The 24091-nt window shown below is 54.9% G+C and carries 22 protein-coding genes and 1 pseudogene; 15 read left to right on the forward strand and 8 right to left on the reverse strand.

From position 1 onward, the window contains the following. Positions 1–51: 51 nt before the first annotated feature. Positions 52–237 (forward strand): ferredoxin, encoded by a 186-nt coding sequence (locus VV088_RS12495; protein ID WP_334601041.1) that lies wholly within the window; start codon positions 52–54, stop codon positions 235–237. 50 nt (positions 238–287) lie between these two features. Here the strand turns inward: VV088_RS12495 and VV088_RS12500 are convergent, their stop codons facing one another. After that, the gene (locus VV088_RS12500; RefSeq protein ID WP_334601042.1) at positions 288–1190 is read right to left on the reverse strand and encodes a hemolysin family protein; all 903 of its coding nucleotides are present in this window, start codon (positions 1188–1190) and stop codon (positions 288–290) included. Between the two features lie 175 nt (positions 1191–1365). Here VV088_RS12500 and VV088_RS12505 point away from each other — a divergent pair, with 175 nt between their 5' ends. From VV088_RS12505 to VV088_RS12515, 3 genes are read left to right on the forward strand one after another with little or no spacing between them, the layout of a single operon-like run. Next, positions 1366–2625 carry a chloride channel protein gene (locus VV088_RS12505; RefSeq protein WP_334601043.1) on the forward strand — a complete coding sequence of 420 codons (1260 nt, stop codon included), beginning with the start codon at positions 1366–1368 and terminating at the stop codon, positions 2623–2625. Between the two features lie 12 nt (positions 2626–2637). After that, complete coding sequence (locus tag VV088_RS12510; RefSeq protein WP_334601044.1) at positions 2638–3009, forward strand: VOC family protein; 372 nt, start codon at positions 2638–2640, stop codon at positions 3007–3009. Beyond that, positions 3009–4058, forward strand: coding sequence for an acyltransferase (locus VV088_RS12515; protein WP_334601045.1), 1050 nt, complete (start codon positions 3009–3011; stop codon positions 4056–4058). Before VV088_RS12510 ends, VV088_RS12515 begins: the two co-directional genes overlap by 1 nt. Before the next feature lie 78 nt (positions 4059–4136). Here the strand turns inward: VV088_RS12515 and VV088_RS12520 are convergent, their stop codons facing one another. The 7 genes and pseudogenes from VV088_RS12520 to VV088_RS12550 all read right to left on the reverse strand — a co-directional run bounded on the left by VV088_RS12520 (position 4137) and on the right by VV088_RS12550 (position 11240). Further along, on the reverse strand, positions 4137–4379 hold the full coding sequence (locus VV088_RS12520; RefSeq protein ID WP_334601046.1) for a TIGR03905 family TSCPD domain-containing protein: 243 nt from the start codon (positions 4377–4379) through the stop codon (positions 4137–4139). 116 nt (positions 4380–4495) lie between these two features. Further along, positions 4496–5257 carry a sporulation transcription factor Spo0A gene (gene spo0A, locus VV088_RS12525; protein WP_334601047.1) on the reverse strand — a complete coding sequence of 254 codons (762 nt, stop codon included), beginning with the start codon at positions 5255–5257 and terminating at the stop codon, positions 4496–4498. A 355-nt stretch (positions 5258–5612) separates the two neighbouring features. Further along, positions 5613–5744: pseudogene (locus VV088_RS12530) on the reverse strand (SpoIVB peptidase S55 domain-containing protein); the annotation flags it as partial. A 207-nt stretch (positions 5745–5951) separates the two neighbouring features. After that, the gene (locus tag VV088_RS12535; RefSeq protein ID WP_334601048.1) at positions 5952–7544 is read right to left on the reverse strand and encodes a recombinase family protein; all 1593 of its coding nucleotides are present in this window, start codon (positions 7542–7544) and stop codon (positions 5952–5954) included. Next, positions 7534–9228: a recombinase family protein gene (locus tag VV088_RS12540; RefSeq protein ID WP_334601049.1), complete on the reverse strand. Its 1695-nt coding sequence runs from the start codon at positions 9226–9228 to the stop codon at positions 7534–7536. Before VV088_RS12540 ends, VV088_RS12535 begins: the two co-directional genes overlap by 11 nt. Further along, positions 9229–10857, reverse strand: coding sequence for a recombinase family protein (locus VV088_RS12545; RefSeq protein ID WP_334601050.1), 1629 nt, complete (start codon positions 10855–10857; stop codon positions 9229–9231). Between the two features lie 146 nt (positions 10858–11003). Beyond that, positions 11004–11240 (reverse strand): DUF6870 family protein, encoded by a 237-nt coding sequence (locus VV088_RS12550; protein WP_334601051.1) that lies wholly within the window; start codon positions 11238–11240, stop codon positions 11004–11006. A gap of 258 nt (positions 11241–11498) precedes the next feature. Here VV088_RS12550 and VV088_RS12555 point away from each other — a divergent pair, with 258 nt between their 5' ends. The 11 genes from VV088_RS12555 (at position 11499) to ligA (ending at position 24080) form a co-directional block, all read left to right on the forward strand. Further along, entirely contained in the window at positions 11499–11654 is a 156-nt protein-coding gene (locus VV088_RS12555) for a hypothetical protein (RefSeq protein ID WP_334601052.1), read from the forward strand. A 460-nt stretch (positions 11655–12114) separates the two neighbouring features. After that, positions 12115–13167 carry a YqaJ viral recombinase family nuclease gene (locus VV088_RS12560; RefSeq protein WP_334601053.1) on the forward strand — a complete coding sequence of 351 codons (1053 nt, stop codon included), beginning with the start codon at positions 12115–12117 and terminating at the stop codon, positions 13165–13167. A gap of 18 nt (positions 13168–13185) precedes the next feature. After that, entirely contained in the window at positions 13186–15459 is a 2274-nt protein-coding gene (gene recD2 / locus VV088_RS12565) for an SF1B family DNA helicase RecD2 (protein ID WP_334601054.1), read from the forward strand. A gap of 69 nt (positions 15460–15528) precedes the next feature. Further along, the gene (locus VV088_RS12570; RefSeq protein ID WP_334601055.1) at positions 15529–16629 is read left to right on the forward strand and encodes a hypothetical protein; all 1101 of its coding nucleotides are present in this window, start codon (positions 15529–15531) and stop codon (positions 16627–16629) included. A 42-nt stretch (positions 16630–16671) separates the two neighbouring features. Then, positions 16672–18204 carry a YodL domain-containing protein gene (locus VV088_RS12575; RefSeq protein WP_334601056.1) on the forward strand — a complete coding sequence of 511 codons (1533 nt, stop codon included), beginning with the start codon at positions 16672–16674 and terminating at the stop codon, positions 18202–18204. Next, positions 18194–18442, forward strand: coding sequence for a hypothetical protein (locus tag VV088_RS12580; RefSeq protein ID WP_334601057.1), 249 nt, complete (start codon positions 18194–18196; stop codon positions 18440–18442). The genes VV088_RS12575 and VV088_RS12580 overlap by 11 nt, the downstream gene beginning before the upstream one ends. A gap of 84 nt (positions 18443–18526) precedes the next feature. Continuing rightward, a complete protein-coding gene (locus VV088_RS12585; RefSeq protein WP_334601058.1) occupies positions 18527–19441 on the forward strand; it encodes a PcfK-like family protein in 915 nt (304 codons plus the stop codon). Beyond that, positions 19441–21435: a PcfJ domain-containing protein gene (locus tag VV088_RS12590; RefSeq protein ID WP_334601059.1), complete on the forward strand. Its 1995-nt coding sequence runs from the start codon at positions 19441–19443 to the stop codon at positions 21433–21435. Before VV088_RS12585 ends, VV088_RS12590 begins: the two co-directional genes overlap by 1 nt. Positions 21436–21502: 67 nt before the next feature. Then, a complete protein-coding gene (locus VV088_RS12595; protein WP_334601060.1) occupies positions 21503–21862 on the forward strand; it encodes a hypothetical protein in 360 nt (119 codons plus the stop codon). Positions 21863–21882: 20 nt separating this feature from the next. Beyond that, entirely contained in the window at positions 21883–22077 is a 195-nt protein-coding gene (locus VV088_RS12600) for a hypothetical protein (RefSeq protein ID WP_334601061.1), read from the forward strand. A 14-nt stretch (positions 22078–22091) separates the two neighbouring features. Then, the gene (gene ligA, locus VV088_RS12605) at positions 22092–24080 is read left to right on the forward strand and encodes an NAD-dependent DNA ligase LigA (RefSeq protein ID WP_334601062.1); all 1989 of its coding nucleotides are present in this window, start codon (positions 22092–22094) and stop codon (positions 24078–24080) included. The last annotated feature ends 11 nt before the right edge of the window (positions 24081–24091 follow it).

Here is a 24091-nt window from a genome sequence, read left to right on the forward strand (position 1 = left end):
TCACCGGTATGGGCATAGTATGGGGACCAATATTTAAAGGAGGTATCCCATATGCAAGTCCATGTCAACGGCAACTGCATCGGCTGCGGCATGTGCGCCAGCGTCTGCCCCAACGAGTTCTTCATGACCGACGGCGGCACCGCCGCCGCCTTCTCCCCGGAGGTGGGCGACGACCTGGCCGGCCAGGTCCAGGCCGCGGCGGACGGATGTCCGGTGAGTGCCATCGAGGCGCGGTAATGCAGAAAAAAGCTCCCGTCAGCTCAGGCTGACGGGAGCTTTTTATGTACTTATTCGCTCTCCTTTTCCGGATCGGGCTCCAGCTGTTCCACCAGCGCCCACTCCACCCGGCGGTCGCACAGCTCCTCCACCTGGATGCGCAGGCCCAGGGCCTCGACCACCGGACGGCTGCCGTCCTCAGGGATGACGGACAGCTGGGAAAAGATCAGACCGCCCAACGTGTCATAGTCCCGCTCCTCGTCCTCCGGCAGGGAAAAGTCCATGGCCTCGGCCAGTTCCTCCAGGTCGGCAGAGCCGGACACCCGCCAGCGCCCCCCCTCCAGCGGGATAATCTCCTGCTCCTCCTGGGGGTCGAACTCGTCGTAAATATTGCCCACCAGCTCCTCCAGCAGGTCCTCCAGAGTGACCAGGCCGCTGGTACCGCCGTACTCGTCCACTACCAGGGCCATATGGGTCTTTTTGCCCTGCATGTCCCGGAAGAGCACGTCGGCGGACACCGTCTCGGGCACAAAGTAGGCCGGACGGAGCAGGTCCTTCCAGGGCAGGGGGTCGGGCTGGTGGAAGTTGAGCAGATAGTCCCGGGTGGACAGCACCCCCAGGATATCGTCCGCGTCCTCCCCGTACACCGGGAAGCGGGACAGGCCCGACTGGCGGATGGCGTCCAGGATGGCGTCCTCCTCCGCGCCGGCGGGGAGGGACACCATGTCGGTGCGGTGGACCATCACGTCCTTGGCGGTGGTGCTGTCAAACTGGAATACGTTTTCAATCAGCTCTTTCTCGTTGCTCTGGATCGCTCCGGACTCCTCGCCCTCCTCCACCATAGCCATAATGTTGTCCTCCGAAACCTGGTCCTTCCGGTGCAGGACCCGCAGGATGGGCCGCCAAAGCAGTTGGAGCAAATTCACACACAGGCTTACCAAAAAAAGTATCAGCCATAATTGGCCGTCGTCCACAGGGATAACCTCCTTCAACAGGCAGACAAGTTGAATACGCCTGCATCATAGCATAATCCTCCAGTGATTGCAAGGGGTCAGACGTCTTTTCGGGGAAAAGAGATTTTGGGGCTGGAATTTTTCCCCGTATATGGTATACTTTTTACCATCCTGAATGAGAGGAGCGGATGCGGCGATGCCTCAGCTGCCGGCCCGGGTGCGGGCCACCCTGGAAACCTGCGGAGCCTTTGCCAAGTGGCTTGTCTATGCTTGCCTCACCGGCGTCATTGTGGGATTGGTGGGGGTGGCCTTCCACCTTGGCATCGACGCCGCCTCCGAGCTGCGGGGGGAGTACCCCCAGATCATCTGGCTGCTGCCCCTGGGCGGCGCGGCCATCGTGCTGCTGTACCGCGTGTGCGGCATGGAGAAGGACCGGGGCACCAATCTGGTACTGGTGGCGGTCCGGGACGCAGAGCGGCTGAAGCTGCGCACCGCCCCGCTGATTTTTCTGTCCACCATCCTCACCCATCTGGTGGGCGGCTCCGCCGGGCGGGAGGGCGCGGCCCTTCAGCTGGGCGGGTCGCTGGCCGCCTTCACCGGAAAGCGGCTCCATCTGGACGACCAGGACGAGCGCATCATGGTCATGAGCGGCATGGCCGCCGCCTTCGCCGCCCTGTTCGGCACCCCCCTCACCGCCTCCCTCTTCGCCATGGAGGTGGTCACGGTGGGCCGGATGTACTACGCCGCTCTGGTGCCCTGCCTGCTCTCCTCCTCCACCGCGCTGCTGGTGGCCCAGACCTTCGGCCTCCACCTGGACGGGGGCTACCCGGTCCACGACGCGGTGGGGATCTCCCCCCTCCCCCTGGTCCAGGTGGCCGTGCTGGGGGTGCTGTGCGCCCTGGTGTCCATCCTCTTCTGCGTGACGATGCACACCGCCCCCAAGCTGTACGCCAAATGCCTCCCCAATCCTGTGGTTCGGGCCGCTGTGGGCGGGGCGCTGGTACTGGGCCTCACCCTGCTGGCGGGCGAACAGACCTACAACGGCGCAGGCGACCCGGTCATCCGCCGCCTGCTGGCCGGCGAGACCATCCCGGAAGCCTTCGCGCTGAAGCTGCTGTTCACCGCCCTCACCCTGGGAGCCGGGTTCCGGGGAGGCGAGATCGTCCCGGTGCTGTTCACCGGCTGCGCCTTCGGCACCTGGGTGGGACCGCTCCTGGGCCTGCCCCACGGCTTCTCCGGGGCGCTGGGCATGGCGGCGGTGTTCTGCGGGGCCACCAATTGCCCCCTCAGCTCCATCCTGCTGGCCTACGAGCTGTTCGGAGGCACCAGCCTGCCCCTGTACGCCCTGTGCTGCGGGGTATCCTACATGCTGTCCGGCTACTACGGCCTGTACAGCGAGCAGAAGATCATCTATTCCAAGTTCAAGCCCCAATGGATCGACAAAAAAGCAAAATAAAGGAGAATCATCATGATCACATTCAACCACTTCAACTTCAACGTCCTGGATCTGGACCGATCCCTGGCCTTCTACAAGGAGGCGCTGAACCTGTCCCCCGCCCGGGAGAAGGATGCCCAGGACGGCTCCTTCAAGCTGGTCTATCTGGCGGATGAGGCGGGCAGTCCCTTCCAGCTGGAGCTGACCTGGCTCCGGGACCGGACCGAGCCCTACAACCTGGGAGAGTGCGAGTTCCATCTGGCGTTCCACACCGGGGAGTATGACGCCCTGTACGCCAAGCACAAGGCCATGGGCTGCATTTGCTTTGAAAATCCTGCCATGGGCATCTACTTCATCACCGATCCCGACGGCTACTGGATCGAGATTGTCCCGGAGACAAAATAATGGCCAAGGGAGACCGCGATCTTGGCTGGCCCGGCTTTTTCCGGGTCTTTACCGTGCTGTGCGCCATCATCCAGCTCCTTGCCCAGAGCGGTCAGGGGCTGGTCCAGACCGGCTCGGGAACGTGGCAGGTCCTCTCCGTCTACGAGGGCCTGACCTGCTGGTCCATTCCCGCCCTGTTCATGCTGTGGGGCATGTCTGCCCTGGAGGGAGGAAAGCCCCAGGTCTCCGCCAGCCTGCTGGGGCTGGCCCTGCCCGCCTTTTGCCTGCTGGTGTTCTGGGGGGTGGTATACGCCGTTGTCTCCGCCCTGCTGGAGGGGGGCCTCGACTCCACCGCCGCCGGACTGTGGGCCATTCTGACGGCGGTGATAAAGGGGGACACCTATTTTCACCTGTGGGTGCTCTATCCTCTCATCGGTCTTTACCTGGTCCATCCGGTGCTCCACCGCTTCACCTCCGCGGCCAGCCGGGGAGAACTGCACTATTTTCTGGGCCTGTGCGTTCTGTTCGCCTCCATCCTGCCCCTGTGGACCGCCTTCCGGCCCAACGGCGCCATCGCACTCCTGCTGATGCGTTTCGGGGTCCATCTGGCGCTGGGCTGGGCGGGGTGCTACGTGGCCGGGTGGTATTTGCGGCACTTCGAAATCAGCCGGGCGGCGGAATTCATCCTGTACATCCTGGGCATTCTGGGTTTGGTCCTCACGCTGATTGGGGACGGACTCACCGGCGGGAGCCGGGAGCTGTGGCGTCAATACAGCGCTCCCAATGTGGCGCTCACTGCGGCGGCCTTCTGCGTCCTGTTCCGCTACGTGCTGGGCATCAGCGAGGAACGCTCCCGCCGCCGGGCGGTGAACCGCATCGGGACCTATGCCTTCGGTGCCTATCTCATCCACCAGCTCTGGTACCTGATCTTCCGCTGGTGCGGGGTGGGCCTGCTGTCCTTCCCGCCGGTATGCTCGGTGCCGGTGTTCGCGCTGGTGTTCTTCCTGCTGTCCCTCCCCTTCGCCTGGCTGATCTCCCTGATCCCCGGCATCGGCCCCCGCCTGACCTGAATGCAACCGCCAGCAAAAGCAGCAAAAAAAGGACCCGGAGCGTAACGCTCCGGGTCTGTCCGTTCTGTTACAGCGCCGTTACAGCGCCGTCTTCAGCGCCTGGGCCAGCTGGTCGGGGCAGGAGGTCGCCCTGGGGCCGCAGCGAATGCCCTCCATGCGCTGGATGGCGTCCTCCACCTTCATTCCCTTCAGCAGGGAAGAGATTCCCTTCAGGTTGCCGTCACAGCCGCCCACCACCTGGACCGACTGGATCATCCCCTCCTCCACCTCGATCCGGAACAGCCGGGAACAGGTGCCCTGAGGAGCATATTCGATGGTCATAGCGCCGCCGCCTTTCCTTCTAAAATTCACCGCCCTTCGACAAATCCCGACAGGCTTCGCTGCCGCTTTGGCGGTATAATGGGAATTATATCAGATCCTGGCGGCAAAGGCAAGGCTTACAGCACCTTCCGCCGGGACAGACGGATCCGGTCCGCGATCATGGCGATAAACTCACTGTTGGTGGGCTTGCCCTTGGCATTGGAGACCGTGTAGCCAAAGTATTTCTGAAGGGTCTCCAGATCGCCCCGGTCCCAGGCAACCTCGATGGCGTGGCGGATGGCCCGCTCCACCCGGCTGGGCGTGGTATTAAACCGCTTGGCCACCTCGGGATAGAGCACCTTGGTCACCGCGTTGATCACATCCATGTCGTTGACCGCGATGATGATCGCCTCCCGCAGGTACTGGTACCCCTTGATGTGCGCAGGGACGCCCACCTCATGAATGATTGCGGTCACCTGACTCTCCAGGCTGGCGCTGCTGTCCAGCTCCGGCTCTGCGCCTCCGGAGGCCATCACCTGCCGCAGCCGCTCGCCCACAACGGTAATCCGGCAGGGCTTGGTGACAAAGAAGTCCGCGCCCTTGGCCGCCGCCGCGTCCACCACGCTGCCCTTGATATAGCTGGACAGGATCAGCACCTTCGGCCGTTCCCGCAGCCGGGAGATCGCGTCCAGCACGTCCATACCGTCCATCCCGCCTGTGAGCACCATATCCATGACCACCGCATCAGGCTGGTCCCGCTGGATCATGCGCATCAGCTCAGATCCGTCTTCCGTTTCACCTACGATCTGAAAATCTGGTTCTTCTGACAGCGCCCGGATCAGGTTTTTTCTAAACTCTATCCCTGTATCGGCCACCACGATTCGTTTCGTGCTTTCCATTCGTTTCTTCTTCCTTTCATTAAAAATCTATGATGACCGGCAAAAGGTCCCGACTATTCACGGTTTGTTTCGACCGGCCGCTTACAATTTATCACATTATGGCACAATATGCAAGTCATTTCTTCATATTTTCCAGCACTTTTTATCAGCATATTCGACCTTTTTTACACTCAAATAAAACTTATTCTTAAAAAAGCGGGCCCCAGCCGCCCGCCCGGACCGGTATGCCCTCAAACAGGCGGCCATCGCCGCCCTCCAGCATGTACCCCCAAGGCCGGATTTCCTGCCGCAGAGGGAATCGCGGAGCATGTGAGCCCAGGCCGACGGCCTGGACTCACATGCGTTCCAGCCTTCGCTAGGACTCTCCGGTGGCCTGCCGGAGCATATTCTCCGCCAGGATCCCATAGCCTCGGGTGGGGTCGTTGACCAACACGTGGGTCACCGCCCCTACCAACCGTCCATTCTGCAGGATGGGAGAGCCGCTCACGAGTGATGTCAATATGGGACAACAAATTTTTTGAAATTTTCTGAATCCGTGTATTTGCAAGGGTTTCAGGGATTTTACAGAAATTTGTTTGAGCAAAACGAGTGATTTATAATAGGGACAACATCAAGCATTACTCCCCAAAACCGTGTGTTTTCAATGGTTTTCGCCACCAGGACTTATCGCACATTTACTGTGTTGTCCCTATTATTACTCACACGTCATATTCGGGATGCTGTACGAATCTCTGTAATTCCACATGATGTTGATGACACCCCCCGGGTATACCGTGATGCTCTGGACAAATTCCTTTAACAACTCCGGCGTCAACTCCCGAACATGGATGTGCCTGCATAACGGATCGGCCGCCTGAAGCATTGACTCAATGGACTTCGCCTCAGCACTTAACTGTTCCAGCTGCTTTGTCAGCAGTACTACCTGTATGCCGGCCTCTGCTTCAACTTCTTTGGCTGCCGACTTTCTTTGCAGAAACGCTTCCTTTGTCAGATTGCCGCTGATATACGCTTCATAATCGCGCATCACCTGTGTCTGGCTTTTTTCAACTCTCCGTTTCTGCTTCTGCAGTTCATTTTGAAGGGATGTTTGTTCCGAGAGGGCCCCTTTTCGCGCAGCCCTTGCGGTCTGCACCTTTGCATCCACTACATCACATTGATTTTGAATTGCCCGAAGTATAACCTCTGCCAGTCGTTTCTCCTGTATATGCACATTTGCACAATCCGAATCCGGTGCATATCTCGCGGTAGCGCATCGGAATGTCTGATTGCTTTTGCGCCCTTTGTGTAGTTTGTTTCCGCAGCAGCCGCATTTCAAATAAGTGGAGAACAGGCTGGAGGGGCCTTGTGACTTTGATTTCACGTTGCTCTTGATGACTTTCCTGGACTGGAAAAACATTTCCCGGCTTATGATAGCCTCATGTGTATCAGGAATCACAAGCTGTTCATCCTCCGGCAGCAGCTTTACTTGGTCACTTCCAACTCTCACTACATGGGATTTGAAGGGAACTGTATCACCTGTATAAATTCGGTTGATCAAAATGTTCTTCACAGAATCAAACGACCAGTACGTACTGACCCGATACTTACCCCGAACATTCTTCAGGTACATGGATGGAGTTTGAATCCCGTCTGTGTTCAGACGTCGGGCAATTTGCGACACTGTAATGCCCTCGGATGCCCATTGGAAAATTTTCTGCACCACCCCGGCCGCTTCGGAGTCTACTATAATTGTGTTTTTCTTCTCCCCTTTCCTGTACCCATAGGGGACCGCTCCGTAGACGTATTCTCCATTCAGCTTTTTCATATCGACAGTGCTTTTGATTTTCCTCGATATATCCTTGCTGTAAAGTTGATTGATTAAATTGCGGACTGCCAGTTGCAGGCCCCCGGTGGATTCCCCGTATGCACGGCTGTCATAGTTGTCGTTGATAGAAATAAACCGAACATCATACGCAGGGAAGACAAACTCCAGAAAATGTCCTGCTTCAAGATAGTTTCTGGCAAACCGGGAGAGATCTTTGACAATAATCGTTTCAACTTGTTCTGTCTCTACCAGTTTCAAAAGGTGCGCCGCCCCGGGACGGTTAAAATTGGTTCCAGAATAACCGTCATCAATGATCTCTTCAAAGTCACTGTATTTCCCAAGCTCTGAATGCGATTCGACATATTGCTGGATCAAAAGCCTTTGGGAGCCGATACTAAAACTCTCCTGCCCTTTTCCGTCAATGTCGTCATCTTCTTTCGAGAGCCGAAGATACATGAGCTTCAGTTTCCCGCTATCCAGCATAGCCAGCACCTCCAGCGTTGCTGTCCAGGCACGTTTCAAGTAACGCATACGGATTGCCATAAGTTGTAGAAATCCGGATGCTTCTGTCCTCGAATACAAGTATCCGATCCACTAGTACATCTACAATTTCTCGGTCGATTTTCGGTATCTCCCGATAACACCGGATTGCAGCCAGCCAGGTCTCTGCCGTTCCAAGTGCGGCTTTTATTCTTTCGCACTCTTGGATAGCCTCCTGTTCCTGTTGTTCCAAAAGGGAATGTTCGCTGCGGTATCGTGCCTTGATTCGGATATACTCCTCCCGGTCAAGAACACCCATCGCCACATCCTCTAAAAGCCGGTCCTGCTTGGCCTCCAGGTTCATACGCTGACTGCGGAAACTTGCTAAACGGTTCTGCACGCTGTCAGGCGTACTTTCCATTTTGTGTATCTCTGTAGCCAATCGTTCGACATCAACTGCAATCTCCACTTGTTTGTCGAGGAAATGTCTCAGGGTATCCATCAGGGTTTCCTGCCGGATGTAATGATTGCTGCACCTGCGATGGTTCGAGTACCGATACTGATTGCAATTAAAATAGACTGAAACCGGAGTTGTTTTCCTGCCAGCCAAGATTCCAGCAGTCATTTTCGCTCCGCATTCTCCGCAAAACACTTTTCCACGAAAAATATCACGGAAGTCCGGATCTGGATTATCCAATGTATCATACGCAGACCGGCGCTCCAACTCCCTGCGATTGATTTCCTGTACCTGGTCAAACAGCTCTTGGGTTACGATGGGCGGGTGCGCATCGGGAATCACCTGCCACAGTTCTTTGGGACGGGCTTTTTTATCACCTCCCAAGCGCTCACGGGTCACTTTCCCGTGGATTCGGCTTCCGGTATAAACAGCGTCCCCTGTGAGCTTCCGGACAGCCCCTCGAAGCCACAGAGCATTTTTGTATCTCTCGGACTTCATCAGACCACGATCATACCGGATTTTTCCCGGACTAGGAACGCCCTCCTCGTTCAGCGTTTTTGCAATCGTATTGAACATCATACCTTCCGCACGCATTTCAAATATGCGCTGGACAACTGGGGCCGTTTCTCCGTCAATCTCAAATGTACCTTTTTCCGGTACCCTTCGATACCCATAGGGAACGCTTCCTGACGATGGCAGGTATTCTCCGCTGTCCATTTTCGCATGGATGCTGCTTTGAATCCTTCGTGCAGTATCTTTTACATAGGTATCGTTCATAACGAGCTTGAACGGCATCAAAAGGCCATCCCGGTCGGAATAAGTATCTTCACTATCATAGTCATCGTTGATACAGATTAGGCGGACACCCATCTCCGGGAATATCTTTTCCACATATTCGCTGGTCATAATATAGTGGCGCCCCAGACGTGAAATGTCCTTAACGATAATGCAGTTGACCTTTTTTGCTCTCAAATCGGCAAACATGGACTGGAAGCCGGGGCGCTTGTAATTCATACCTGTGCAGCCATCATCCACATAAAATGCGCCGATTTCAAAATCGCTGTGCTTTTCCAGGAAGGCCAGGCAGATTTTCCTTTGATTCCCAATCGAGTTGCTTTCAAGGCTGTCCCCATCTTCCACGGAAAGCCGAAGATAAATGGCGGCAATGCAATGAGGGCGGATTTCCGGGATTTCCTGGACAGAGCCTGTATATCTGCTCTTCCGTGCCATTTATACCGCCTCCTTCTTCGCCGTGTTCAGCAGGTCATAGATTTCCGCCATTTCATCCCGGAAGTTAAAGTCAATATGCACCTCCCTGTTTTCGTAGACATAGATTCTATCAATCAGTGTAACAACGACCTCACGATCCAACGCAGTGATATTTTGATACTGTAAAAACTGCTCCATCCAGGTACGGTCCGGAGCCGCTTCTTCCTCAGTCTCTTTGCGACGCTGCTCCAATTCATGCAGAGCCTGCTCTGAAACCTCGATTTGCTGGGTATACCGCTTCCGCATCTGATGATATTCTTCACGATCCACAAGGCCGTCTGTCATAGCCTCGTACAGTTTCATCCGAAATGTCTCGTAGCGTTCTAATTCCTGCGCTGCCTGGGCAATCAGTATATCCAACCGTTTCAGCTTTACGGCCAATAACTCATTGCAGGAAATCTGCTTCAAAAGCGTATCCATCTCTACGATGCTCTGTATTTGCCCCTGAATGGCGTGCAGTACCGCTATTTCCAACTTTTCCTGAGAAATGCTGTGGCTGGAGCATCCGCATCCCTTTTTGTTGGTGGAGCATACATAGTAGTAAAACTTTTTTTGACCTCGCGTAACAACACGTCGGCACATGGCACGGTTACAGTCAGGGCAAAACAGCAGTCCCGCAAGCACTTGAACTGTCTTGTGATCCGGTGAAGTCCGGGTATCCCTCTGCATCATTTTCTGAACGGCCGAAAACAGCAGTTCATCAATAATAGGCTCATGGTTGTGCTCCACTACAACCCAATCCTCCGGCTTTCTCTCCCGCATCTTCTTAACTTTGTAATTTGGTGTGCCGCGCTTTCCCTGTACCAGCTCTCCAACATAAACCGTATTTGTAAGGATTTTTCGCACAGTCATAGCTGTCCATTCTGCCCTCTTTGACGATTTGAAACCGCTTTGATACCGCAGACCCAACTGCTTTTTGTACTCAGAAGGCGGCAAAACGCCCATGCGATTCAAATTGTCGGCAATGGCCTGTTGACTATAGCCTTGCATTTTCAGTGTAAAAATGTTACGAACAATCTCGGCGGCATAGTCATCAATGACCAACTTGTGCCGATCCTCAGCAGATTTAAGGTATCCATAGCTTGCAAATGCACCCAAGAACTCGCCCTGGCTTCTTTGCAGTCGAAATTGCTCCCGGAGCTTTTTGGATAATTCCCGGCATTGAGATTCATTTATGATATTTTTGACGGGAATCAAAATGTCGTCTCCTTGACTGCGGTGGTCACTGTCCACATCATCATTGATTGCGATAAACCGCACGCCCTTGTCCGGAAACACCATCTCCAAATACTTTCCAGTCTCAATATACTCTCTGCCCAATCTGGAGAGATCCTTCACTATGACACAATCAGCTTTGCCAGATTCGATTGCCTCCATGACAGCACAAAAGCCGGGGCGATTATAGTTCGTCCCGGTGTAGCCATCATCATATGCCTCTCCCACAAGTTCAATATCAGCATGAGTAGCGGCATAATTCTGTATTAACTTTCGCTGGTTAGAAATACTATCGCTCTCATGAGTAGCATAATCATTCTTTGAGAGCCGATAATATGCCATGGAACGATATATTTTCTCTGGATATAGTGCCATCGTCAAACCTCCTAATGGAATCATCAGGAAATTCGTTTCCGGTACCTATCCCTGGCGGCTGACCAAGCCACCTCCATTGACTCTGTTATTATCCTATATTCAGGGCAATTTGTCAATCGAAAAAGGGATGGTGCTTTTTCCCATATTCACTTTAAGTTAGAAATATAGGACTTCAAACGATCCTGTAAACTGACATCGGTATCGGCGTATCCGATTGTGACCACAATATCGCCGTCAAGGTAACAGTATGGATTCCCGATCTGTTCCACATAGCTCTTGATACGCTCTTGCTGCGGCAACGTCATATCAATACTCACACCGCTAATATCACGAAGGGAAGACTTATCAATACCTTTCCTATCAATCCCCGAACGCATATCCATATTTCTCACTCCTTCCATTTCAATTATTTCCCAGCATATTGTCAAATATACGATGTCACGGCAAATCGCCATGACATCTTCGGCCGATTGCATGACTGTGTTTATGTGACAACCTGTTCCCGGCCCATTTCCTGCGCCCTCATTCCAGACCGCGTATCGTCAGGCAGCCGCTGTGCGGCATTTCAGCGGCGGGTGCGCGGAATGCACACTGTCCGCCACTCCTGTATAACCTCCGGGACAGGGTATGAGGCCCGGCCAATGCTTCAACATGGCAGGCTTTTTCAAGGTGCGCAGCCTGCCGTTGGGGAACGGCAGAGCATGAACCGGGGTTTTTCCCGTCTAAAAATAAACAGATGCGAGTATGCGGTTTTCTGCAAAGAAAAGGAAAAACAAGATATAGAAGATTTTCGTTGACAATCTCTATATCTTGTGGTATGCTAACTAGGTAATTGATTTTTGTGCGCCTCCCTTCGGGGATAGCTGGGCTTTGCCTGGTGATCGGAGCGATCCGAATTGCACACGTTGTTAAGTTTGTATGTGTTGCCAGTGGTATTACTGCGCCTAAATGGCCGGTAGCTGCTGGCTTTTTGCTTTTTCCGGGGGATTTTCCCACCTATGCGAGAATGACCAATGCCCGTCACCCGACGGACAAAACTGATGTTCAGTTTCAGGTCATTCTCGCTTTTTTCTGCCCAAATGCCGAAAGGCTTTGAGGATATATCAAATTATGGAAGGAGACAGACTATGAAACGTAAAAGGCCCTGGAAACCGGGAGGCCATCCCAGACACGCGGTAGGCTCCATGAGGCTCAACCGCAGGAAGAACCAGCAGAGAGTATCGAAAATTGCCGTTCCCGGAAAGGAGGTCGCTGCACTTGGCACAGGCCGTTGAATATCAGCCGTTGGTGCTGGTGGAAACGGCTGACCTGTCAAGGGAAGAATGGCTTGCGTACCGCCGCCAGGGACTTGGCGGCAGCGACGCGGCGGCTGTCCTGGGGATCTCCCCTTTTCGGACAGCGGTGGACCTCTACTACGACAAGCGGAACCTTCCTATCGAGGACGATGAAGGGAACTGGGTCGCTATGGAAGTCGGAACTCTGCTGGAGGATTTGGTGGCCCGCATCTTTGCGAAGAAGACCGGGCTGAAAATCTACCGGCGCAAGTGTATGTTCCAGCACCCGGCTCACCCCTGGATGCTGGCCGATCTGGATTTTCTTGTGGAAATGCCGGACGGCAGCACCGCAATTCTGGAGTGCAAGACCACCAACTACAATGCCCGCGACAAGTGGGAGTACGACGGAAAACCGATTGTTCCTGTGTACTACGAGTCCCAGGGACGGCACTACATGGCGGTGATGAACCTGAACCGGGTCTATTACTGCTGCCTCTATGGAAACAACGAGGAAGAGGTCATCATCCGGCATATTGACCGGGACATGGACTATGAATCGGAACTGATTTCTCTGGAGGAGGACTTCTGGCTCAACAATGTCCAGGCCCAAGTGCCGCCGCCCTATTTTGAGGACGATGGCGAATTGATCCTGGAGAGCCTGCGCCGGCTGATGGGGCCATCCTCAAAGGATACTCCGCCTGTTCTGCTGACGCCGCCCCAATCCGCGAAGATGTTCCGGTTCCTAGAGCTGCAAGCAGAGAAAAAACGGCTGGATGCGGAATCAAACCGGCTCAAAGCCGAGATGGACCGCATGAAGGCGCTGATTGTGGCCGACATGGGAAGCAGCTGTACCGCCGTCTATGAGGACGCCAGCGGCAGCTATACCGTGACATTCAATCCCAGCTACAAAGAAAGCATTTTGAAAGACAGTCTGCTGCGGCTGAAAGAGCGTCACCCGGAGATCTACACGGAATATGTCTCAATCTCCGAGAGCAGGCGGTTCAATGTGAAACGGGCCGAGCCGAAAGCGGCGTAAGCCCCAGGAGGTATGACTATGAGCATTGTCGCGGCATTTGACAGGGTGCTTTTCTGCAACCCTGCCAGTAAATACTGCGTCCTGCGGCTGAAAACCGCAGACATGATGATCCCGGAGGATGCCCGAAGTCCCTATACCTTTGGCGACCATTTGATTCGGTTTACCGCTGTCGGGTATGACCTGCCCCAGACGGATTCCATTAAGATGGAGCTGGAGGGAACGTGGACAAAGGGCAAATATGGCTGCCAGCTTCAGGTGGACAGGTGGCATGAGATCGTGCCCCCCACCATCGAGGGCATCCGTGGCTATCTGTCCTCCGGGCTGCTGAAAGGCATCGGTGAGAAAACGGCCGATGCCATTATCCAGCGGTTCGGCGTTCAGTCCCTCTATGTTCTGGAGCACCAGCCGGATAAGCTGCTGGAAATCCGGGGTATCACCGAGGAGCGGCTGGATGAAATCAAGGCTGGCTATGCGGAAAGCAAGGCCATGCGTGACATTATGACCCTTCTGGCCCCCTTCAAGGTGACACCCACCACGGCCATGAAAATCTATGAGCATTTCGGCCCGGACGGTGTGGAACTGCTGCGGAAAAGCCCGTTCCGGCTGTGCCAGATTCCAGGCTTCGGGTTCAAGAGGGTTGACGCCATCGTGCAGAAATCCGGCGGCGACCTCCATGACCCCATGCGTGTCCAGGGGGCGCTGTTCTACACGCTGGAGAAATCCCGCACGGAGAAGGGCCACCTCTACCTGGAAGCGGATGCGCTGGTTAAAGACGCTCTTTTACTGCTGAATGAAAAAATCCCCCAGCTTGACCTGCGCCTGAACCGGCAGCAGGTGGAGCAGGAGGTGAAGGCGATGATTATGGACAATGTGGTAGTTGCCAACAAGGGAAACATCTATCTGCCCCATGTGTTCACCCAGGAGAGCGAGACTGCCTGCAAGGTGGTCCAGATGCTCCTGGAGGTGCCGGAACCGGTCAGACTTGCCCCCGTCATGGAGCAGATCAGGGGCCGGTTGGGTATCCAGCTGTCGCTCAGGCAGTACGAGGGTGTGGAGATGGTGTTTCAGCACAACCTGTCCATCATCACCGGAGGACCCGGTACCGGCAAGAGCACCATTTTGAAGGCTGTGATCGAGGCGTACCAGCGGCTCTATCCCAAGAACATCATCAAGCTGGGCGCACCCACCGGCAAGGCCAGCCGCCGCATGGCGGAAACCACTGGAATGGACAGCGCACAGACCCTGCACAGCCTCCTGGGCCTCCACGGTGAGGACGCCGGATGGCAGAAGAAGCAGGAGCTGGAAGCTGACCTCCTGATCGTGGACGAGTGTTCCATGATGGATATGTGGCTGGCCTACCAGTTGTTCTCCCGGCTGAAGCCCGGGACAAAGGTGCTGTTGGTAGGCGATGCCGACCAGCTGGAAAGCGTGGGCGCAGGCAGTGTATTCCGGGAACTGATTGAGTGCGGTCTGGTGCCGGTGACGGTGCTTGACCAGATTTTCCGTCAGGCCAAGGACAGCCTGATCGCCTACAATGCCAAGTTTGTCAAGGAGGGCAAGTGCGACCTGTATTATGGGCGAGACTTCGCCTTTATCCAAGCTGACTCCCAGGAAGAGGTTGCGGAGCTGATCCGCGAGGTCTACCGGAACGAGTTGGGGCAAACCAGTATGGAACAGGTACAGATCCTCTCCCCCTTCCGTTCAGAGGGCGCCGCTTCGGCCAACGGGCTGAACGAGGCTATCCGGGAGGAGGTCAACCCGGCAGCGCCGGGAAAACCCGAGGTTACATTTGGCGGAAAACTGTTCCGGCTGCACGACCGGGTGATGCAGATAAAAAACAACTACGACATTATTCTGCATGACCTGGCCAATGAGCCTATCTCCATGGGTGTATTCAACGGTGAGATTGGGGTGGTGTACGCGATCCGGTCCGGCACGGTTGTTGTCAATTTTGATGGCCGCTTTGCCGATTACCCGCTGGAGAGCCTGGGAGAACTGGAGCTTTCTTACGCCTCCACGATCCACAAGGCCCAGGGCAGTGAGCATGAGGCGGTCATCATCCCGATGCTCCCGGCCCACAAAATCCTGCTGTCAAGGAACTTGTTCTATACGGCCATTACCCGTGCCAAACGCAGGGTGATCCTGGTAGGACACAAAAAGGCGCTGTATATGGCGATCCGCAAAAGCAGAAACGGGAAGCGCAACACCCTGTTGGGAGAGCGCATTACCTTGTACCACTGTGCGCGGACTCGTTTGCCTGCGCCGGAGCGTGAACTGAAAAATGCCGGTTAAAAAGGGATGCACTATGCAGAAAAAGGCATGGGTATCTCTTGTTTATTTTAATGAGAGGAGTTTGCAAAAATGAACGAGAAGAAAAAATCGCTGCTCACCACCGTCCCCGCTGCCAGGGAACTGCGGAAGGTGCCGGGGTTCGACCCGCTGAAGTACCTGCGCACGATTTCCCGGAATGGGGAAAAGGTGCTGAAGCTGGACCTCTGCTACAAGAAGGTGTGGTTCCGGCTGGCCTGCCCCAACGGGCGGATGTGCCTCAACCCCTTGCGGATCACGGATCAGATGGCGATCTTCGAGGCCAGGCTCTACGCCAACCGGGAGGACAACGCCTCCCTCCTTGCCAGCTTCACCTCCACGCAGATGGCCCAGAACGTCCCCGGCGGCCTGTATATCCGGGCGGCCCAGGACGAGGCGCTGAATGAGGCGCTGGATAACGCCGGTTTTGGCATCCAGCTGTGTGACGTGGCCCAGGTGTCCGATGGCAGCGGCTTTGGCTCCGAAATCCCGCTGTCTCAGGTAGAGGCATATTCGCAGACCACGACCTCTGCCGGGACTCCGGTGTTGGAAGCGGAACCTGTGAAAGCCTCTGAACCGGCTGCTGTGCCCGTGGAAAAGGCTGAGGAAGAGCCGAAACCCGCAGAGACGTCCGAAGCGAATGCGGCAGATAAACCCGCCGCCCCTGTGCAGACCGCGCCGGAGGAGGCTGTGGTTCCGGCCTTGAATCAGGAATCTGCCGCTGAACTGCCGGCCGAGGAAGCCGCGGAGGCAGCCCCCGTTGAGGAAGCGCCTGCTTCCCGGGAAGAGGTTCCCGCAATCGGTACGCCCTCCGCTCCGGAGAATGTGACCGTGCTGCCTATGACTTCCCACGCCGAACTGGATGCCGAGGCTGAAAACGGCGAAAATGCCGATCACGTGCCGGAGGCAGATGCCCAGGGCGGCTACACGGATGATATGACCGTGGAGGAAATCTGTGAGCGCATGACGATGGACGAGGCCCGGGACATTCTGGTTCCGCTGGGTACCTGTAAGGGCTGGACGCTGGGCCAGGTGCTTGACCGCCGCCCGACCAGCCTGAGATGGTATATGATCGGCTGCCAGGATGCCAGCAACATTTTGAAGGCCGGGGCGACTCTGCTCTGGAACTACCGTCAGATGCAGAAGGCCGGCTAACTCATATCCGGCCCACCGGACTGATGGAAGGAGCTAATTCCTATGGACTACAAAGCGACAGATTTTCCCTTTACCATTATGGACGTTGCTTCCCTTCTCCGCCTGAACATCAGGCGGAGAGGGGCCGGCCATATCTATGTGGACTGCCCCATCTGCGGTGACCGCCGTGGGAAGATGAACCTTAATCTGACGAAAAATGTCTGGCGCTGCAACTACTGCGGTGAGGGCGGCGGGATGCTGGCTTTGTACGCAAAGGTCTACAGGATCAGCAATTCAGATGCCTACAAGGAGATCTGCGATGCCTTGCAGACCGGGAATGCTGCCTCAGCGTACAGCACTCCCAGTCTGGTCGGGCCTAAAAAAGAGGTGCCCCAGGCGGAGCGTGCCAGTGAGCAGGAAATTCACCGCACCTTTACCGCTATGATGTCCGCTCTGTCCTTGACGCCGGCCCATCGGGAACATTTGCGCAGCAAGCGGGGACTGACAGACGCTCAGATCGACCAGTATGGCTTCAAGAGCACCCCTCCCCCGCAATACTGCCGCACATTGGCAAGGCAGTTAGCGGAGCTTGGATACCGGATTCAGGGGGTCCCGGGCTTCTACATAGACGACTATGGAAAATGGACAGTCAAGTTCCACCGGCGGACCTCTGGGATTCTCATTCCTGTCCGCAGCGTGGAGGGACTGCTCTGCGGTCTCCAGACCCGTCTGGACAAGCCCATTCGGGATAAAGATGATCCACCGGAAAAGTCCGGGATAAAATACCTCACGCTGTCCTCAACAGGTAAGAACATGGGAACTACATCGAAATGCCCAGTCCATTTTGTGGGCGATCCCTGCTCCCGCGTTGTCTACGTGACCGAGGGCGCTTTGAAGGCGGATATTGTTCACGCCCTGACTGGCCGCTCCTTTGCCGCTATGATCGGGGCAAACAATACCGCCGGGCTGGATGAACTGTTCGCATTTTTAAGGAAGAACGGCACCGAGGAAATCATTGAAGCCGAGGATATGGACAAGTACAGCAACGATATGGTCAGCAAGGGTGCGTCGAAAGTCTGCCAGCTGGCGGTCAAACACGGTATGACATGCCGGCGGCTGGTCTGGAATCCCAATTACAAGGGGATTGATGATTGGCAGTTGGCGCTGCACAGGAAAAATGAGATACGGAAGGAGGATGTGACCATAAATATGGAACAGCAGCTACAGTTGTTCCGGGTCTATCAGTTGGATCTGGAGGGGATCAAAACCTATCCTTTTGCGTTCCGAAGCATTGAGGTAATGCGGAAGGCCGGTTATCAGCAGCCGCCGGCGGAAGATTACCGGCTGGTCTATGACGGGGGTATTCCCTGTGCTAAGGATGCGGAGCCCAAGGATGTACTGGAACGTATTTTCATTCGCTGCAACGATACCTTCCCCGAGGGCTATCGGGGACACAGTTTGTCTATGTCCGACGTGGTGGAACTGTATGACGAAAAAAACAGGAGCTATTTCTATTGTGACCAGTCAGGCTTTGCCCCCGTACAGTTTTCCTCTGAGCTGGCAAAACCAATGCCAGAAGGGGATCATGACGCATAGAAGCAAAGTGGAGCAGCTGGAAGAAATGAGTTCGTTTTGCCATGCGCTGGGCGCGGAGGTTCAATACCATCCGCTGCACCGCTATTTCACCGCAATGTTCTGGGATGGATGGGAGCTGGCCTACAAGGAAGGCCCCGCTCTCGCCGTCCAACAGCAAATCCAACGAAAGACTGCTCAATACCCGGATTTGGTGTGCTATTGCTTTGATCCGTTCAGCACCCTGATCTATGCGATTTGAGCAAAATGAGCAAAGGGACACAGTACCGGCTTATGGCTGGTCTGTGTCCCTTTGCTATTAAAACCAAACAGGAGGATTTTTACCATGGGAGTTTTTTCTGAAATGAGCATGGAGCAGGAGTATGGCGACAACCCGGCTTCTGTGAACATCGTTCCTTCCGTTCCTGCGGAGCCGGAGGCACCCGCCTGGGATGAACCGGCAGAGACTGTATTTCCCGCTTTCGAGGAGGAGCCGCACCAGCAGACGGAGCCGGAGACTGCCCCCGACACCTTGATTCAGGTCAATGGCGCGCCGGATGGTGAGCAGACTGTGCCCCAAGGTTCTGCTGCGTCTGAAACCAGCGATGACACAGTAGATGAAGATGACAAGCGGAAGGCCCATGAAGCTGCCGAGGCCAAGCGCAAAGCCGATTGGGATGCAAAACAGCAGCAGAAAAAAGCCGCTATGCAGGCAGAATTGGATCGCCTGGCCGCTATGAGCGACGATGATGTGATGATGGCCTCTATGAAACGGGTGAGCGCCGATACCGAAAAGCTCACCCGCCGCAATATGAAGGACTGTGTATCGGAATATATCCAGACGAAATGCTTGGAAGATCCCGATTTTGCCCGCCGGGTCATGCACCCCCGCAAGAGCATGATCCACTGCATCTGGTACATCAATCGGAAGGCAAAGGAGTTCATTGAACAGGAGATGAAGGATAACGACATTAAGCCTGAGAATGGCGTCTATGGCAGCGATGTTCCGGACGATCTCTGCTACCAGTGGGCGATGGATTACTTCAACGATCCTGATGCCAAGGAAGATCAGGAAGCGGAAGAGAAGTTTGTGCCCAAGCCTTATGCTGGCGGCACTGCATCCAAGGTCAAGAGCAGCAAGCAGGCCAAGGGTAAGAAGGGAGATAAGAAAGCTGCTGCTCAGAAGAAAGCTGCTGCGAAAGAATCCCCGAAGAAGCCGGCTGAAGATGACAGCCAGCTCAGTCTGCTGGGGGTGGCATAATGAGCGGAATCGATAAGAAAGCCTGCCGTCAGTTTTTGGAGCCTGGTTTGGCACCTAATTCTGACTGCGGCCTGTTCCTTGTTCCCAAGTTGAAGTACATTATCCGCACGGCGGTAAAAATTGTCGGTCATCGGCGCCTGTTGATTTTGTGCCTGTATGCCAGGGGGGATACCCCTGGCGACAGGCCGAGGTTGACCTACACCGCATTTCAAGCCAGCGACAGCTTCATTACCTACGACCATCAGCCGGACACGAAAACCGTATGGCGGACGGCCATGCTGGAGAATCTGGAGCGGGACTACCAATTTCTGACGGAGAAATGTGCTTTTTATTCCAGGCCGGACGAAGTGCGAGTGATCAACTTCTGCAAACCTCATGTGGCCGTGCAGCTTTGCGACACTGGTTTTTCCGCTATTTCTCATATGCAGCAGCAACTTCGTGATAAGGAAACGCTGCAGCGGCAGAAGAATCGGGAACGGAGGATCCGGTCTCGATTGAGTGGGCTGAACCCTCTGCCCTGTGATCTGGAGGATTGGCTGCGTCGCAAAGTATTGCCATCCTACTTCTTTTATGATTATAAGAAGGGGAAAAAGTCTGTTCATGGTTTATGCAGTGCCTGCGGTCAGGAAATCAAGCTGACCGGGGTGCGGCACAACGCCGCTGGCATCTGCCCTCACTGTGGTCGGGAACTCACAATGAAGTCGAACAAGAAGCGTGGGTATATATGGGATCGTGTTACCGCAACGGTGGTTCAGCGTTTTCACGGCGACAGCCTGATTATCCGAATTGTCAAGGCGTATCACGACTTTCCTAAAAATAGGCCGGTGGAAATGAACTGCTATGAGGAAACCCGGATCATCATTGACCCGCGGAAAAATGGTGCTCTTGATGAAGAAGTCTATCACAACTCTGGGGACTCCGTTGGTATTACTCGCTGGAAAAAGGGGTATCCCCCTGTGTCATATCTCTTCCAGCGAAATTTCAATGCGGAGACCTGTGGCTTCCTCTATTACAAAAATCTGAGCAGAGCGTTGAAAGGGACTCCGTGGCAATATTGCCAGCTGCGGGAGTTTTATGAAGGTGTCCACGACCAAATGGAGGTAGGGCCTTACCTGATTTCCTATCGTAAAATCCCTGCCATAGAGTTTTTTGTCAAGCTGAAACTGTTTTGGCTGGCAACCCACGTAGTTTATAGGCAGGACGGGACAAAGGATATCAATCTTGATGGCAAAAACTTGCGAGAGGTGCTTCAAATCGACCCCTCCGACCTGCCTCTCCTCCAAAAACCGGGGGCGGATATCCGTAACCTGCGGTTGCTCCGTATCCTGCGGGCGGCAGGCCACCAGCCCAGCGAGGAATTTTTCTCATGGGTGAATGCGAATGAACTTGTGGAAGTGAATCAGCTTGCCCTTGCTCTGAACCATACTACGCCACACAAACTGATGCGCTACCTCGACCAACTCTTTTCTAAATTAAAAAAGAGCACTTATCGGGGCTGTGCAGGAGTTTTGTCCGACTACAGCGACTACCTGGGATTTTGTGAGCAACTTCAATACGATCTGAAAAATGAGTTTATACTGTTTCCTAAAAATTTCAAGAGAGCACATGACCAAGCTAATGACTTGATAAAACAGCATCGAGTGGAGCAGTATGATCCGCAAATCGCAGCTATGCAGAAGGAACTGAAAGATCGGTACCAGTTTAGGTCTGACGGCCTTATCGTGCTGCCGCCCCATTCCGCACGGGAAATCGTTGTGGAGGGACAAAAGCTCCATCACTGTGTCGGCGGCTACGCCCGGAGTATGGCCGAAAAAAGAACTGTCATTCTGTTCATCCGGCAGGAAGCTAAACGGAACAAGCCGTTTTTCACCGTTGAGGTGCAGGGAGACAAAATCTATCAGGTACGGGGTTCTAACAATCGCAAACCTGTACCAGAGGTCAGCGCATTTTTGGACAAGTGGAAGAAGAAAAAACACTTGGACGATGCCGCATAATGATGAAATGACAGGGTGTGCTTCACATGAGGCGCACCCTGCCTTACAAAGAAAGGATTTGAGTACAATGACCATAACAATTCCTCAGCGCAATTCTTTGGTGCAGGAGTATCTCTGGTGCATCGACAGTGTGATCAAACAGAACTATTCCTTGATTCAGGCGGCCCGTCTGGACAGGGACGATGTGTACCAGTCCCTCGCCGTGCGGCTGATCCGGGCTGTGGAGCTGTACGACCCCAATAACCAGGCCGGTAAGACCTTGAAGAACTACATCTTTATGAGCCTGCGCTATGCGCTTCGCACCTGCGGCGGCTCTCAGGCACGGTATGGCTTCCGGGAGGCCCCCTATTTCCTCCCGAACGCGGTGGTGTCTATGGAAGCGTTGGAAGAAGCTGATCCGTATTGGGAAATGCGGATTGCGGCTTAAATCAGAAGGAGGCTATGCAAATGAAGCAACTTGGTAATTTGGCGCTTGTCTGCGTTCAGCGGCGCTCCATCCTGTTTATGGTGGAGAGCGGCGAAGTGCGTGTCACCATCCGCAAGGCCCCGGGAAGCCCCAGCTTCTACCTGCGCTGGGATGATGATAAGAAAATTGAGGAAGTTATCCGCGAGTTGAACTTTGGGAAATACAGGAACTATTGATGGGAGGCATCATAATGGAGCAATCTAAAATCGCACAGCAGCAGGAGCTGAACGCCCTGCTCAATCAGTACCGGCATGAGTATTACAACCTGAACGCGCCCACCTTGAGCGACGAAGTATATGACCGGCTCTTTGACAAACTGAGAGAGCTGGAGCAGACTACCGGGGTGCAGATGGCAAACTCCCCCACCCAGACGGTGGGCTGGCCGGCGGTCAGCAAGCTGGAGAAGACCATCCACATCGTTCCCCTGCTCTCGTTGGACAAAACAAAAAGCAGCGCGGAATTGGTATCGTTCATGGGTGACCAGCTGATTATGCTGATGCTGAAACTGGACGGCCTGACAGTCAAGCTGACCTATGAGGGCGGTGTTCTGGTGGAGGCGGCCACTCGTGGCGATGGCAACGAGGGTGAGATCATTACACATAATGCCCGCGGCATCACAGGCATCCCCACGCAGATCCCTTACAAAAGCCGGTTGGTGGTTACGGGCGAGGCCTTTATCCGCCCCAGCGATTTCGAGGCGTTGAAAGCAACCCTGCTGGACAGCACAGGCAAGCCGTATAAAAACGGGCGCAATCTTGCCGCTGGCTCCGTCCGGCTGCTGGATGCCGCCGACTGTAGGGAACGCCGTGTCACGTTTATGCCCTTCAATGTACTGGAGGGCTTCCCGGGGAAGGAGCGCAAATCGGACAAGCTGTACTATCTGCCGGCGCTTGGGTTCAATCTCTGTAAATTCATGGTCGCCAACCGGCCGCTGAAGCAGAAAGAGATTGACGATGGCATTCAGTTGTTGAGGAAGTATGCCGAGGACAATGATATTCCGATTGATGGGATCGTGATGACCTATAACGACATCGCCTACTCCAAGACCTGCGGGCGTACCGGCCACCACTACAAGGATGGCCTTGCCTTCAAATTTGAGGATGACCTGTTTGAAACCAAGCTCCAGTACATCGAGTGGACGCCCAGCCGCACGGGGGAGATCGCCCCGGTAGCGGTCTTTGAACCGGTGGAAATCGACGGCTGTACCGTTTCCCGGGCCAGTCTGCATAACCTCTCCTTTATTGAGGGCCTGGAGCTGATGCCGGGAAACCGGGTGCTGGTGTCCAAGCGAAACATGATTATTCCTCATGTGGAGGAAAATCTGGACCGGGGCGGCTTCTGTATGGAGCAGGCCATTCCCGGTCAGTGCCCCTGCTGCGGCCAGCCCACCCGTATCCATGAGAACAATGATACCAAGACGCTGTTCTGCGACAATCCCGCCTGTGAGACCCGCCGCCTGCGGCAGTTCGTCCACTTCGCTAGTCAAAAGGCAATGGACATTGAAGGACTGTCCGAGGCGACGCTGGAGCGGCTGGTTGGCAAGGGATGGCTCCACAGTCCGATGGATATTTACCGTCTGAATGAGCATCAGGCAGACATTGTGAAGATGGACGGCTTTGGTGAGAAATCCTGGCAGCGCCTGTGGGAAGCCATTGAGCGCAGCCGGGAGACAACCTTTGAGCGGTATCTGATCGCTATGGACATTCCCATGATCGGCAACACCGCCAGCCGCACGTTGGCCCGGCAGTTCCACAGCAGCTTAGAGGAGTTCGAGGAAGCCGTTTACGGTCAGTTTGACTTCAAACAGCTGCCGGACTTCGGTGAGGCGCTGCATCAGAATATCTATCAGTGGTTCCAGGAGGAACAAAATTGGGATATTTGGCTGGGCCTGCGGGAGTTGGTGCAAATTGCGCCGCCTGCTGCTCCGGAGGATGCAGCGGTGAAGGACAATCCCTTTGTGGGAAAGACCGTTGTGGTCACCGGCAAGGTGGAGCCTTACACCCGGGGAGAAATCAATGCGAAGATCGAAGCTCTGGGCGCTCATGCGGGCAGTTCGGTGAGCAGCAAAACCCACTACCTGGTCTGCGGCGAGAACGCCGGGAGCAAGCTGGAGAAGGCCCGTTCCCTCGGTGTGACTGTGCTGACGCCGGCGCAGTTCTTCGAGATGGCCGGGGTATAGGTGAGTATGGA

The organism is Lawsonibacter sp. JLR.KK007 (genome assembly GCF_036941135.1).
Taxonomy (GTDB): domain Bacteria; phylum Bacillota; class Clostridia; order Oscillospirales; family Oscillospiraceae; genus Lawsonibacter.